This window comes from Paenibacillus qinlingensis, assembly GCF_013204845.1.
GTDB classification, from domain to species: Bacteria; Bacillota; Bacilli; order Paenibacillales; family NBRC-103111; genus Paenibacillus_E; species Paenibacillus_E qinlingensis.
The window spans coordinates 553094-566412 of the sequence record NZ_JABMKY010000003.1 but is presented as its reverse complement, the minus strand read 5'-3'; the positions used below and the strand labels follow the sequence as shown (position 1 = coordinate 566412).

The window sequence follows — 13319 nt, the reverse complement described above, 5'->3', positions numbered from 1 at the left end:
CAAAATGTAGTTTTACTGCCATACGATGAGGTCCATGTACCACGTCATCAATGGGTCTCCGAAACAAAAACAGATGAAACCAGCAACAGCGATGAATGGACCATAGGGAATTGGTGAACGCCGATCCAGTTTACCTGAGGCGATTAGAGCCACACCGATGACGCTGCCGAGCAGCGCCGACAGAAAAATACATAACAGCACGAGCTTGATTCCCATGACGAGTCCTACTAAAGCCATCAATCGAATATCTCCAAAGCCCATAGCCGGCTTCCCCATCCAAGTTGCGGCAAGTGACACTGCGAGCAGCGTGCCCCCTCCAATGATGAATCCCAACGCATAGTGCCAAATGGGCAGCGGATGAACAAACAATCGCAATCCCGTAAACAAAAGCATGGCTGGATAAATAATTTTGTTGGGCAGGAGCATGTAGGCCAAATCACTCACTGTCAGGATGAGAAGCACAGATACAAGTGGATAGGCAATCCATAGTTCATTTACGCTGACTATAAAAGGAAGGGAGGCAAATAGGACACCTCCTGCCAGCTCTCCAACGATATACACAGGGGATATTGATGATCCGCATGTGTGACACTTCCCTCTTCGGATAAACCATCCAAAGATTGGAATTAAATCAATCGCGTTAAGCTGTCGTCCGCAACTTCCGCAGCTAGATCTCGGGGCAACGACGGATATACCTTTCGGTACTCTAAGCCCAACGACATTAAAAAATGAACCAAACAGTGCACCCACTATGAACAATAGTATTGTGTAACTCCATGCTTCCCACCCCATTGCCTAAACCCCCTCTAGATGTCTTACCTTACCCGTAGTTATTTAGAAATCTGCTTTCTTTGCATATTCACGATTGCTTACGGGTGCAGTCCCCAATTGAACCTGTAGCCAGGCTGCTAATTGATTAAAGCTCTCAATGGTAACTGTTATGGATTGCTTTTGCCCACTTGCCGTTGTCATATCAATCTCAATTTTATTCTCTGCTTCCGTGCAAACAACTAAGTATTGAGACATCTCGCCGTTCAAGTCCTCGCTCCAGTTACACATAACACTGCTTGTGAAATTTTTCATTGGTCCATTCCCCCTGAATAAATTAATGATCTTTCCGCCATTCACAGCTTTAAAGCCAACTTTATTCACGTCAGCCACTTCCTGAGACTTAGAAGTCAAGCTTACGGGAACTTCCTCTTTGAATACTGGAACTTCTAAGATTGGATCTTTCACTTCATAAGTGGATTCTATTGATTCCATCTCCATCGTGATGTCATTAAGATCATCTATGCTAAGTTCAATGGATCTCGCATTTGCATCGTCAACATTTGTTTCGACCACTTGCTCAGCGATAGAGTAATCTTTCGTTATTGTAGAGTCCTCGTTCGCAATAACACTTGGTTCGTTCTGATTTAGTTGCTGTTGCAGTTGCAACTGCTGTTGCTCCAGCTGCCATTCCTGCTCCAAGTCACCTTGCATCACAGCGGCAAGCCTCTCCATTTCCAGAAGACGATCCTCTTCTTCCGATGACTGTAATTGCACATGCGGCTCATGCAACTGGGTAGAATCCGATGATTCTATAGTAACCTTAGACTCTTCCACCTCGGCAAACGCGAGCAGAACTTCCAGCGCATTGACAACCTGGGCAGGTTTAGCTGCAACTTTCCTTTCTTCCGCAACGTAAATCTTGGTTTGAGTTTCTGGTTCCGGTTCTGTTTCTTGTACATGGTCTGGATCAAGCCTGCTTTGTTGGAGTTCAACAACTTCAGGAATTTGCTCCTCTTCATGCATCAGCTTATTCTGGCTCTCATGGTTGGATGAGTTGGACTCGCTGCTCGCTGCAACTTGACTCAACATCTCCTCATCTCGCTTCGTATAATGCAGCTCCTTAGGCTCTACATAACTATGATCAATGGCATGCAAGCTTGCTGTTGTGACGGTTGCACCTTCGGCTAAATTAGCCTGCAATTCCATTTCCTCGATCTCCAGCGTCGGCTCTACAACCTCGACTTCTACGGCAACAGCATCCGTGCGCTGCATGTCTTGCGGTATAAGATGACCAATTACACGGGGAACACCATATTTTCGAACAATTTCATTCACACGATTCGGTTTAAAAGGTTTCATCACATAGCCGTTTGCCCCAGCTTTCAATGCATCTGAGATGAGATCCTGTTGACTCATGGCCGAACAAATGAGAACAACTGCCGATGGATTGAGTTTACGAATTTCCTTCATCGCTTCAATTCCGTCCATTTCGGGCATCGTAATGTCCATCAGGACAATATCAGGCTGAAGTTCCTCATACTTCTGTACAGCTTGTCTACCATTCTCTGCTTCTCCGACCACCTCATGACCGTATTGTTTCAAAATATCTGTCAACATTTTCCGCATAAATTTCGTATCGTCAACGACTAGGATTTGGAATGACAATGAAGGTACCTCCTTCCAGAATGGTTAATCTGTCGTTACTTGATGTATTTGACGTTTTTCACAAACACGTTGAAATTTTCAGTCGTTGGAATGCCATCTGGCGGTTTATCATAGAGATTATCATCATAGAAAATCTGAAGTCTTGACGGTTTTGAATTACTTAACTGAACTTCAGGTACGTCTCGATTCCAATTCGTACTCCCTTGATATCTAGTTACAGAACTTCCACCACCAGAGATCAGATCACCTCTCACTGCGTTAAGCTCAACACCTCCAGCACCACCGTGTATACCACCTCGCAGCTTCAGCTTCGACACGACACCGTACAAGCGAATGCCTTGCTTGGTATAGAAGAAGGCGCTAACATTCTCATCATCGGTGTTTGTACTATTCCCAAGCACGATCTCCCCTGATGCGACAACAATGAGCGGAGTTAATGAAGGATCAGGAGTCTCCTCCGTGTTTTTGTTAATAGAAGTCATCTGCTTCAATTCCACATTCCCATCGACATAAACAGTACCTTGCAGCCAAACATTCCCAATGATCTTCAGATCACCCTTGATGTACATCGTGCCACTCGGAAAACGGAATCGGTTATTCAAGGTCACGTTGCCGTCAATCGCCAAAAATTTCCCTGCCTCCACGGAAAGCTCGCCCCGAAGATCCGCCGCTACTAAATTAGGATCTGGTGACTTAACATAGAGGGAACCATTCTTGAGTTTAAGCTTTGATGCGTCGTTCGCCATGGTGAACACACCATTATTAATGAATAGGTCCGCCTCATTTGTGGGCGAATCTGCATCCACAACGTTTACATCACCGTCAATCGTCACCCATTGATCGTTAAACAGCTTACTCCGTGTCAGATTTTGAAACAGTGGCGGCAATTCAATAATGGCTGGATCGGGGGCTGCATACCCGCCTAAAGCATCTAACTTGGCTGTTAAATCGATTTGCGTTTTATTCGAAACATACCCTTCCACATCTACATCAACGTCAGCGTCCAGGGTAGGATCTTCTAATGGAAAATACTGTGGTTTAAAATATGAAGGCTGTACAATGTCACTCGTCTTCGTGAGAGGCGGGAATTCAGTCACACCATCGGACTGCGTAAAATTAAACTTCCCTGGTGCGATGGTGTCGTTGTCACCATCGACTCGAATGAATCCACGAATCTCTGGAAGTCCTGTTTGAATCCCATATTTACTTCGATTCGCACCGCTTGTTGTACCTGAGAATAAGGCCTCGTCACGAACATGCAAATGATTGGCAACATAGATATCACCCGTGATGGATGGTGTTCCATTTAGTACCAAATCACCAGCGGATGAGACTGGATAGCGAAATACAGGGTTAATTGTACTCACATAAACCGTCATTTGCTTCGTTACCGTTTTCGTAGGATGGCCTTCGATCATGCCTCGGGAGTTGATTATAAATTTGCGAACATAGGGAAAATCCGGACTTGCAAGTGGTTTAAACGGTGCTTCTGGATTACGAATCGTTTTTGCTAAGAGGATATCGATTTGATAACTCCCTTTCTTGGCAGCAACGATTTCTCCATTTCCGTCTCGCTTGTTCTGCTCATCCCCCACTTCACTATCAATAAATGACTGCATGTGGGACCATTGATTCTCTACGTTGCGAACGCGATTTCGATAGTTCGTTCCCCCAATAGCTTCACCATTGGCAACGGCTCTCCGGATTTGCGCAAGCGTATCATCCAACCCCTTCTGCGCAATCGCTTCCGCTTGAACACTTGACTCTGTCGTTGCTGCTTGGATAGCACCTCCACGCAGTACGCTCATGAGGATAAGCCCCATCATGGTCATCAATACAACGGCAAGTAAAGCGATGACTAGCGCTGAACCTTCCTCATCCTGTTTCCTCGGTTGGAGGTCATTATTGTCGACACTCATTGCGTTCACTCCATGCCTCCTCCAATCCGTTACATTTAATCATTACGGAATAGTGGGATTTGCGAATCTATGACCAACTTCGGACTATCCGCTAGTTTAAGTTGATCCGCATTTATTCTGGCATATTCCAGTGTAACTTGAACACGGTCGTGATTCTGACTCGCTTCACTCAAGCTGCCCTCGCGAATAGTAAAATTGCTTCCTAATTGGAAAACACTTTTAACCACATTCGTTCCAGCTTCCCTAATTTCAATTTTCCCGCCTCCGGCTGGATCCGGTTTAACTTCCATTTCATAAAGATCAATATAAATGTTCGGGTTATCATTTTTTTTCGCATAACGAATTATTTTCTTATCCATTCCTTCATCTTGAACGTAGATCGCTTCTTTCAATTCCGAAATAATCTGACTGTATAACCCGTCTCCTTGATTGCGCATCTGGGTTTCCATCGTGACTCGTTTATACATCGACACGCCCATTAGCATAAAAGAGTACAGGATGGAGGCTACCATACCAAAAATCAGCAAGGCAGCCAGTAACTCAATCAAGGTCATCCCTTTCTCATTGCGCTGCATGTGGCGCTACCACCTTTTGATAAGATACGTATCGAGTGTCGTTGATGCTTTCACTGAAGGTGCATCGAGAGAATCCGCATTCGACCAATACACAGTAACGAACATTTGAGCCATATAGTTGTCCGAATCATTGCGAAACGGATCTGCAGCCTCCCAGCGAGCGTAGCTTTTATCAAGCTCGACCAAATAGCGATACGTTGTGCCATTGATCTCTGTTGAGGCCAATCTGCCTTTCATTAACTGGGATCCATTACTCGATAAGTCACCAGAAAATTTGGGACTACTTGCCAGCTGTGACATAATGGCAGCATCATAGCCATTCTTGAAGGTATCTCGGAGCTCTGCTGCTTTCAACCGCGCTAAATTCGCACCGATAATTTTGCGGCTTTCCTGAGCTGATTTATCAACAGCAGAAGTAAAATAACCCATCAGTGTGACACTGATAATCGACATTATCGTCACAGCAATCAAGATTTCCACGAGTGACATACCGTCTTCATTAGGCTCCACTTGCTTCAGACGTTCATTGCGGCGCACCGTAAGTCCTCCTCACTACAACACCGAGTTGACCAGTCTAATTATTATTTTGCTCGGTATCGAATGTAACCATCAGTGGTTGTTGCACCATTTCGACATTCGAACTATCAACTAATTTTAAGAAGACGTAATACGTTCCGGAAGTCGTGTTTGTTTTGGTTGTCACCGTTAGGCGCTTTGAAGCTAATGGCTTCCATTCACTTTCTTCCGGCATCGCGGATGATTGTTTAATCACGTAATACATATTTTTCAACGTGAAGCCGTTCTCTGAGTGATTCCCGAAAGTACGGTCAGTGACAGGATACTTCTCATCTACCACAGCAACACTTACCGGCTTATCTGAGATATCACCAGCATTATAATTCATGCCTTTGAGCGTAGCCGTCGGACCTGGATTAATCACGAAATATTCCGGCGCTTGCGCTGTTGAAGTTGTACCTCCAATGGATGTCGCTTCAAATTGAATTTGATGCCAGCCTTGGCGTTTCTCTACCGTATCAAATCCGGTCACATCGCTTAAGCGAAACGCATAGGTGTTGCCATTTTTAGTCATTTTCGATGAGCTAGAAGAGATAGAATACGTTTTATTATCGAACCAGACTCTCACACTGGTAACAGGACTTAGATTGTCTGTTGCGGTAATATAAATAATGCCGTCATCCGTCGGGTTAACAATATTGTGACTCCAGCTAATCATAGGCCCTGTGCTGTCCAAGGAAACATTTCCAGTTGCGACTGCCCCAGCTATGGGAATCGCAGCACTGCCACTAATGGCATTCGTGAACGCACGCGTTTTGAAATTCACACCATTCCCATCGGGAATCACCACACCACTTGTTGTTTGTGATTGCCAATTGCCGTTATCAACAGAGATCTCATAACCTGCAAGATAAGCCCCTTGGAAATCATCATTGGCATAAACGGTAGTACTTGGCAGTTGTGTATTTGCCCCCGACACCGAGCGAAGTTTTCCAGGACCCAAATGCCAACCATTTTCACTAATCGGCTTCCCATTCCCATCAACGAGTTCATAAGTTCCAGGTGCTGTTGGCTTCAAATCAAATTGATCTGTTGTACCATCCTTGTAAGTAATCCGAACTATGGAATGGACTTCTGTATCAATGAAACGGATATCGGATATCGCTACCTTCTTATTCGTAATCGTCCATTGCTTTTGTTTATCACTAGCACGTAAACGTTGGAGCTCGCCTTGACCATTCCCGATATACACATTGCCATATTTATCAACCACACGAATACTTACAGATAGCTGCGTGCCAAAATTAATATTGAACTGTCGATTGGCATTACAGGCATCCTTATATGTCACCTTAGCATCTTGCAGTGGATAGTCACCTGCTGCTGTATCTGGAATTAATTTAATAGAGAGATCGATCTTATCTTGATCAAAAGGGAAATTAATGTCCCCTACGTTAACCACAACTTCGTGTGTAGCAGCTTCATACTTTACGTTCGTAGCATTCTCACCAGGTGCCAAGATGAACCCAGCTGGAATAGGTTGTCGAAGCGTCACTGTTTTGAGTTGAGCCGGTGCTTCAATGGTTTTGGCAATATTATCAAAAATCGTGGAAAGTTGGCTCGCAGAGCTCGCTTCATACGCCTTTCCACCTGTTCTTGTTGCAATATATTGCAACAAATCTAGATCAATTTCATCAGAGCCTGCTGTTGCCAAAGCAATCGTATACACTTTGATACCAAGACCTGCTAGGACGTCAGCATCGGCTTTTGCAGCGTTCGCAGCACTTGTTTCACCGCTTTTTTGCTTGTTGCCATCATTCTCATCCGTCCATACGGTTGCTTTACCATCCGTTAGCAAAATAATTTGTTTCACGGGCTTCGTTCCATTCGCTGTTAACATCGTCTTTGCTTTGGCTAAGCCGTCATCAATATTCGTAGAACCATCAGCTTCTAATTTATTAATTTCGGTTTGTACTTTGGCATAATCCGTTGTCAAATCAAGAACTTTGGAAGCTCCAGAACTAAATTTAATGAGTCCAAGACGGTCACCCATATTTACCGATTGAAGTTTATTAGTCAACGTAGTAGAGGCGCTTTTCAAAATACTCAAACGAATAGGCGTTCTACTATCACTTTTGTCCATATGGTAATCCATACTTCCAGATACGTCGGCTACGAAAGCAATATCAACCGCGTCCCGCGTTTGTGTTACTGTATGTGTTCCATTCGGATCTAGCGTGTAGTTAATCGTAACCAATTGATTACGTTCAACACTTGTAACCGGAACATTTCCTACACCACTAATGGCCAAGCAACCATTGTCTACCTCTGCCCCATAAACGGTATTCGTTCCAACGAAGACAGGGAGCATACTCGTGAGTAACATACCTGTTAACAAAATCGCACTTTTCTTTTTCGCTTTATGATACCAATGCATAGTTACGAACTCCTTTCTATACCAAATGAATGATTCTCGAGATGACCTTGAAAGCTTCAGCACGAGTTAATGATCCTTGCGGTCTGAACGAACCATCTTCATAACCGCCGACAATACCTGCATGTATCACATTCTGAAGCGATGCTTTATTTATCTCTGTTAAACTTGCGATGTCCGTGAATTCACCAGTGCCCGCTCCACCCTTTACGGCATACTTTTGTAAAATGCGATCAACGAGACCAACCATTTCGATGCGTGTAATGGGTAAATCTGGAGAAAAGTTCAGATCTACGGGTTTCAAATCCAGTAATCCCATAGCTTGTGCAGAGGCAACCATGTTCGTTGACCAATGTTTCCCCATATCCTCGTACCCTTTGACTGGTGTTTGGACAGGTTCAATTCCTAATGCTTTAACCACAAGCGTTACAAACTCTGCCTTCGATAGCGTTCGATTCGGACGTATTGTATGATCTTCATACCCATCGATAATCGATTTCTGCATCAGATCAAGAATGTCATCCTTTGCCCAGTGAGTTAGTGCATCGCTTGGAACCGCTCTTACGGCCGTTTGTTTCCATGTCCGCAGCGTTGGCACGGCATCTGGCATGTCTGGTAATTTCTTAACTGAACCAAGTGATGGAGCAACCGCACGATCTGGATCCTGAAAAACGATACCATATACGTTAATTAAGCCATTGGATGATACCTTTGTACTGCTATCTCGTGCTGCCTCTGCATCCGTAGGAATATTCGCCCAAGGCACTTTGCCTAGATAAGCTTTGACACGATAGGATTCCTGGGAGGCGCTTTCAAAGTATGAACGTGTCGTCTCTTCGACGTCAGTCGCATGGAAATCAAGTTTACCTGCCGCATCTACGCCAATTTCATCCCAGAACACAAGCAAATCATTGTAATCGCGAGCGATAGCACCCGTCCATATTTTCACATGAGCGCCAGAAGCATCTACGCTAGTAACAACAGCATAAGGTTCCTTGGAAATAATCATCCCAACCTGCCATCCTGCTGGTGAAAGCTTTAAGTTATCGTATTGTTGACTACGCGCTTCATTATCGAGTCCTTTCAATACCGCGAACGGATTGCTCGCTTGCACACTGACTGCTGAATTGACTGTAGCTTCGCTCGCAAGAACAGCTGTTGGTGACATTATAGTTACGACAAGCAGTGCAGTAATCAACGTATGTTTATTGGTTTTCATTTAATCTTCTCCTAAGGTCATCTCATATTCTTTGATCGCATCTCGGTGGATAATGCCTTCTTCCACTAATTGTTTCAAGCTGGAAACCATCGTTTGCATTCCGATTTGTCGATTCGTTTGAATGACCGATTTGATTTGATAAATCTTCTCTTGCCGAATTAAGTTGGCTACCGCTGGAGTATTTATTAATATTTCCAGCGCCATCGCCCTTCCTCGTCCATCCATACGCGGTACTAATCGTTGGGATAAGACACTGATGAGAACGGATGCCAGTTGTACGCGAATTTGTCTTTGTTGCTCTGTTGGAAAAACATCGATAATCCGATCGACAGTTTGAGGAGCATCCGGGGTATGAAGTGTCGCGAGGACAAGGTGACCTGTTTCCGCAGCCGTAATCGCTGTTTTAATCGTTTCCAAATCACGCATTTCACCAACTAGAATGACATCAGGATCTTGACGAAGGGCAGCACGCAAACCATTGGAGAACGTTAAGGTATCAATGCCAATTTCACGTTGTGCCACCAGACAATTTTTACTAGGGTGAATATACTCGATTGGATCTTCCAACGTAATAATATGTTTCTTCTGCGTTTCATTGATGAAATCGATGATGGAAGCAAGCGTGGTCGACTTGCCGCTACCTGTAGGACCTGTTACTAGAACCAGACCTTGATGCTTATGCGCAAATTCCTGAACCAAATCAGGCAAGTTCAAACTGAAAAGGGAGGGCACCGTCGTCGACAAGACACGAAACACCATGTTAATATGTCGTTTTTGTTTAAATACATTGCCCCGATAACGAGACAGACCAGGAAGCTCGAACGAAAAGTCAACTTCTCCCTTCTTGGACAATGTCTCATATTGTTCCTTCGTCAAGATTTCTTTCGCCATTCGATGTGTATCATCTGGAGAAAGAACGGAATCCACCACCTTCATTAACTTCCCATGTAGCCGCATAAGTGGTTCTGTCGTTGCATTAATGTGCAAGTCAGAAGCCTTCGATTCGTAAGAAACACGCAGCAGATCTTTCAGTGATAAGGTGTCAGACGAAGTTGGTGCTATCATACTCATCGTATTTCCTCCCGTATGTACATGGTTTTATTAATAGACTGGATTAGACTTTCCAGCAGGCTTTGTATAAGGAACCTGAAGTGGATTCTTGAAAAACTTCTGTAAACCAGGTGCATAATACGAAACTAAGGAAATATTGACCGTTATTTCTCTTTTCAGCGCATTTAATTTCACTGGTGCCCCGCCTTTTACCGCAAAAGTTAACTTATCGACCTGCATCAAGCGATTGGTCGTTTGCAATTCATCTAGAAAGCGATGAATTTGCGCGTAATCCCCTTTAGCTGTTGTGCTCAGCTTAATTGGAATGGCTAGAGATAAAGATGTTTGTGCAGCAGGAGCTGGCACTGAACTTGCATTCGTTGATGTCGAACTAGTTTGTGGCGCGCTCACAGGAGCTTTGATTGTTATATCGGACACCTTGCCAATTTCAAAATTATAGCTAGCCACTGGCATCTTCGTGATAACCTCTAACATCCGAACCTCACGAATGAGTCCTTCTACATCTGGTAACTCTGGAACGCGGACGCGCGTTTTGGAAAGGCTCACTTGCTCTGCAGCACCAATTGCACCACCGCCAGCAGTCCGTTTATTCAAAGCCTCTAATTCTTGTTTTTTTTGTATCAGAAGACTTGCTTTCGTTTCCTTCTCAGTTTGTAGAGGTGAAATAAAATTGATATACACCATCACAAGCGCCAACGCGAGGATGAACGCTACGATGATTTGATTTCTTTTGCTGCTGAGCATGCTCATACGTTCGATCAACCTTTCTTGTAAGGCTCGGACTTGTATTGAAGCTCGAAAGTCGCTTGAATAACAGGCAATGGTGGATCCGTTGCCGCTGGTGCATTTTTATCCTCCGCCGCTGTCGCTACTTTGTTCATCCCACTATTAGAAATTAATGTAAATGTGCTAGAAGCCTTCGTCGCTTGCATGAATGTAATGATATCTTCGCTTGATGCAAAATTACCCGTCACCTTGAGTTTGTTTCCTTCTCCGAAGGAAAGTGCCGTTAAATTCGATGTAAGCGGCATTAAGGCAGAAAGCTTATCCAATACATCTGTCGCTAATGGCTTGCTTGCATTGAGTTGGTTTGGTAATGCAATGAAATCGGCAACTGCCCCCGCAGTTGGAGAGCCAGCAATTTTCGCTTGACCTTCCTTGATTTGCTGGTTCACTTGCTCTAATGCTTTGTTCGTCTGTTTCAATTCTGACTTTGCGTTTGTATACATCCATCCCATACCACCTACTACCAGTACAATGGCCGTCATAAAAACATAGCGCAGTAATGGACTTGGTCCCGTTTGTTCTTCGTGCCGCATTTGCAGCAAGTTGATTTCGATGGATTGTAGCTTCTGTACGCCTGCACTCATCGTCCTTAAGCTCCTTTCATCGCCAGTCCTACTGGAACCGCGTATGCTTGACATGTTGTATCTTCATCTTTCAGAATGGCGGGCAATGGGAACGATGTAATCTCACCTGTGAATGCACTCTCTAGATGCTCTGGGAGTGTAGTAATCCACTCATGATCTCCTACAAGATATACAAGCTCGACATGCTTCTGATCGTTGGACACCGTATATTGGAAATAATTCAAAACACGTCCAAGCTCCATAGATAAATTTCGGGCATAAGCCGCAAGTTGATCCGTTCCTGTGTCCAGGAAGAAACTTGTATTAATTTGAATCGATCGGAAAAAGACGGGGATGCCATCTACGAATATACTGACATCCGCATGATCTGGCTCGACATGCAGCAGCATGAATCGTTCCTTCATCGCGGAGCCAGTTAATTTGCTATGACGTACCAACATACGATGAAGAGCTAGCGGTGCCAAATCAACGGCCACTGGCACTAACCCTGATTGCTTGACGACGTGTGCATAGCTTTCAACCACCTCGCCAGGTGTTGCAAATATGAGTACTTCCTCTTGTGCTGACGACTTGGAGGATTTCACTGCACCTTCCGAAGAAGCTGCAGCTTCATCTTTGGGAGCTCCTAGTCGAACAAAATCAAACACTGGATTTTTAAAAGGCAATTGCTGTCCGCCATGTAATTCAACGTCGATCATGTTACGTAATGCTTTATCTTTTAAGGCCGAAAAAACGGATTTACGGAGTACCACATTGGATAGTGGCACCGTTACATTGATATGTGCACCTTGTAACCCAATTTGCTTTACTAGGGTTGAGATGCGCGCAATGACCGAATCTTCGTCCACGAATTTTCCGTGTTTAATACTGCCTCTATCCAGCGCAATGGAATGACGCTGTGTCAGGGTAACCTGGCCATTCACGTTCATAATTTCAACCAGCTTCGCTTCTGTATCCGAAATTTGCATGCCGTATGTATACTTGCTCGTTTTCTTTGCGAACATTGCGGTGACTCCTCTCGGTTATGCATAAGGGATAAGGGGCGCGCCGCTAGGCGGCGCGCTTGGGGGATTACTATGGATTAGCAGGTGCAGTTGGATTACCAGATTCTACGACATAACCGGCAAGTTCAATGTTAGATTCCAAAGCCGCGTCCATATATTTTTGAGTGCCGCCTTTTAATGTTACGGAGTAAGTGAAGTTGTTGTTAGCATCTTTTGCAACTAATACATAAGAATCTGCTGTACTGCCAGTTCCTCTAGGCGTAGTAGCGGTAGCCGCTGTTGTTGCAGTTCCTGCATCGTAGGTATTAGGCTTGTTCGATGGGTCTTTAGGGATATTTTCCAAATAACCACTCGTATTCAGATCGGTTAACGTTAACACAAACGTAGTATTAGTTCCTGCCAAGGTAACGCCTTCATTCGAAACATAAAGTCGAGCAGCGTCAATCGCCATGTGTGCATTAGAACGATGTGCATTAATTCTTGTTTTCTCTAGAATCGAACCGATTGAAGGAATAGCGATAGCTGCAATAATCGCGATAATTACGATAACAGCTAGCAACTCGATGAGCGTCAAACCTTTTTCATTTTTCATTGCCTCGCGGAAAGACATTTTAGGAGCTTTAAATCCTTCTTTTTGATTGTTTTCCAGTGCCAATGCGTTCATTTCATTCCCACCTCTAGGTTTATTTTGGTTATGTACTTGATCTTGCCAATCTGGTAGTGCGTTATGTTGTGGAGCAAGTAAAGCCGCCGACATATTTGTCTATCACCTCCT

General features: G+C 44.3%; 11 protein-coding genes and 1 pseudogene. All 12 read right to left on the bottom strand.

The genetic code is table 11. The annotated features are described in order from the left end of the window. Positions 1–12: 12 nt before the first annotated feature. Positions 13–792, bottom strand: coding sequence for a prepilin peptidase (locus HQN88_RS09380; protein WP_173110319.1), 780 nt, complete (start codon positions 790–792; stop codon positions 13–15). 1293 nt (positions 793–2085) lie between these two features. After that, positions 2086–2436, bottom strand: a pseudogene (locus tag HQN88_RS37565) (response regulator); the annotation flags it as partial. A 35-nt stretch (positions 2437–2471) separates the two neighbouring features. Beyond that, positions 2472–4364, bottom strand: a complete 1893-nt coding sequence (locus tag HQN88_RS09370) for a hypothetical protein (protein ID WP_173110315.1) — start codon at positions 4362–4364, stop codon at positions 2472–2474. A gap of 26 nt (positions 4365–4390) precedes the next feature. Continuing rightward, positions 4391–4930, bottom strand: a complete 540-nt coding sequence (locus HQN88_RS09365) for a prepilin-type N-terminal cleavage/methylation domain-containing protein (RefSeq protein WP_173110313.1) — start codon at positions 4928–4930, stop codon at positions 4391–4393. A gap of 6 nt (positions 4931–4936) precedes the next feature. Then, entirely contained in the window at positions 4937–5467 is a 531-nt protein-coding gene (locus HQN88_RS09360; RefSeq protein ID WP_173110311.1) for a type IV pilus modification PilV family protein, read from the bottom strand. Positions 5468–5504: 37 nt separating this feature from the next. Then, positions 5505–7883, bottom strand: a complete 2379-nt coding sequence (locus HQN88_RS09355) for a vWA domain-containing protein (protein WP_173110309.1) — start codon at positions 7881–7883, stop codon at positions 5505–5507. Between the two features lie 16 nt (positions 7884–7899). Then, positions 7900–9099, bottom strand: a complete 1200-nt coding sequence (locus HQN88_RS09350) for an S-layer homology domain-containing protein (protein WP_173110307.1) — start codon at positions 9097–9099, stop codon at positions 7900–7902. Further along, the gene (locus HQN88_RS09345) at positions 9100–10170 is read right to left on the bottom strand and encodes a type IV pilus twitching motility protein PilT (protein WP_274319018.1); all 1071 of its coding nucleotides are present in this window, start codon (positions 10168–10170) and stop codon (positions 9100–9102) included. Between the two features lie 30 nt (positions 10171–10200). Next, positions 10201–10920, bottom strand: a complete 720-nt coding sequence (locus HQN88_RS09340; protein WP_173110305.1) for a hypothetical protein — start codon at positions 10918–10920, stop codon at positions 10201–10203. Positions 10921–10928: 8 nt separating this feature from the next. Further along, positions 10929–11540, bottom strand: coding sequence for a PilN domain-containing protein (locus HQN88_RS09335; RefSeq protein ID WP_173110303.1), 612 nt, complete (start codon positions 11538–11540; stop codon positions 10929–10931). 5 nt (positions 11541–11545) lie between these two features. Next, a complete protein-coding gene (pilM, locus tag HQN88_RS09330) occupies positions 11546–12544 on the bottom strand; it encodes a type IV pilus biogenesis protein PilM (protein ID WP_173110301.1) in 999 nt (332 codons plus the stop codon). Positions 12545–12614: 70 nt separating this feature from the next. Next, a complete protein-coding gene (locus HQN88_RS09325) occupies positions 12615–13301 on the bottom strand; it encodes a prepilin-type N-terminal cleavage/methylation domain-containing protein (RefSeq protein WP_173110299.1) in 687 nt (228 codons plus the stop codon). Between the last annotated feature and the right edge of the window lie 18 nt (positions 13302–13319).

Coding starts and splice junctions, on each gene's coding strand:
- HQN88_RS09365 (WP_173110313.1), bottom strand. CDS start 4,930: ATGCAGCGCAATGAGAAAGGGATGACCTTGATTGAGTTACTGGCTGCC.
- HQN88_RS09380 (WP_173110319.1), bottom strand. CDS start 792: ATGGGGTGGGAAGCATGGAGTTACACAATACTATTGTTCATAGTGGGT.
- HQN88_RS09335 (WP_173110303.1), bottom strand. CDS start 11,540: ATGAGTGCAGGCGTACAGAAGCTACAATCCATCGAAATCAACTTGCTG.
- HQN88_RS09345 (WP_274319018.1), bottom strand. CDS start 10,170: ATGAGTATGATAGCACCAACTTCGTCTGACACCTTATCACTGAAAGAT.
- HQN88_RS09325 (WP_173110299.1), bottom strand. CDS start 13,301: ATGTCGGCGGCTTTACTTGCTCCACAACATAACGCACTACCAGATTGG.
- HQN88_RS09340 (WP_173110305.1), bottom strand. CDS start 10,920: ATGAGCATGCTCAGCAGCAAAAGAAATCAAATCATCGTAGCGTTCATC.
- HQN88_RS09355 (WP_173110309.1), bottom strand. CDS start 7,883: ATGCATTGGTATCATAAAGCGAAAAAGAAAAGTGCGATTTTGTTAACA.
- pilM (WP_173110301.1), bottom strand. CDS start 12,544: ATGTTCGCAAAGAAAACGAGCAAGTATACATACGGCATGCAAATTTCG.
- HQN88_RS09350 (WP_173110307.1), bottom strand. CDS start 9,099: ATGAAAACCAATAAACATACGTTGATTACTGCACTGCTTGTCGTAACT.